This window comes from Citrobacter sp. S-77, assembly GCF_963864895.1.
GTDB lineage: Bacteria > Pseudomonadota > Gammaproteobacteria > Enterobacterales > Enterobacteriaceae > Citrobacter > Citrobacter murliniae.
On sequence record NZ_CAWLWU010000014.1, the window covers coordinates 1 to 850 of the forward strand.

Genomic DNA, 850 nt, shown 5'->3' on the forward strand with positions numbered 1-850 from the left:
CCCGGTATCAGTTCATCCAGCGCGGCTGCTTTGTTCATGGCTTTGATGATATCCCGTTTCAGGAAATCAACATGTCGGTTTTCCAGTTCCGGAAAACGCCGCTGCACCGACAGGGGGATCCCGTCGAGAATACTGGCAATTTCACCTGCGATCCGCGACAGCACGAAAGTACAGAATGCGGTTTCCACCACTTCAGCGGAGTCTCTGGCATTTTTCAGCTCCTGTGCGTCGGCCTGCGCACGCGTAAGTCGACGGCGTTCGTACTCAATAGTCCCTGGCTGGAGATCTGTCTCGCTGGCCTGCCGCAGTTCTTCAACTTCCCGGCGCAGCTTTTCGTTCTCAATTTCAGCATCCCTTTCGGCATACCATCTTATAACGGCGGCAGAGTCATAAAGCACCTCATTACCCTTGCCACCGCCTCGCAGAACGGGCATTCCCTGTTCCTGCCAGTTCTGAATGGTACGGATACTCGCACCGAAAATGTCAGCCAGCTGCTTTTTGTTTGACTTCCATTGTTCATTCCACGGACAAAAACAGAGAAAGGAAACGACAGAGGCCAAAAAGCTCGCTTTCAGCACCTGTCGTTTCCTTTCTTTTCAGAGGGTATTTTAAATAAAAACATTAAGTTATGACGAAGAAGAACGGAAACGCCTTAAACCGGAAAATTTTCATAAATAGCGAAAACCCGCGAGGTCGCCGCCCCGTAACCTGTCGGATCACCGGAAAGGACCCGTAAAGTGATAGTGATTATCATCTACATATCACAACGTGCGTGGAGGCCATCAAACCACGTCAAGTAATCAATTATGACGCAGGTATCGTATTAATTGATCTGCATCAACTTAACGTA

At 49.3% G+C, this 850-nt stretch carries 1 protein-coding gene; it reads right to left on the reverse strand.

The genetic code is table 11. The features are described 5' to 3' along the window. Window positions 1-560 (reverse strand): terminase small subunit (locus AACS05_RS24800; protein WP_045438228.1); only part of this gene is annotated, 560 nt, incomplete at its 3' end. Between the last annotated feature and the right edge of the window lie 290 nt (window positions 561-850).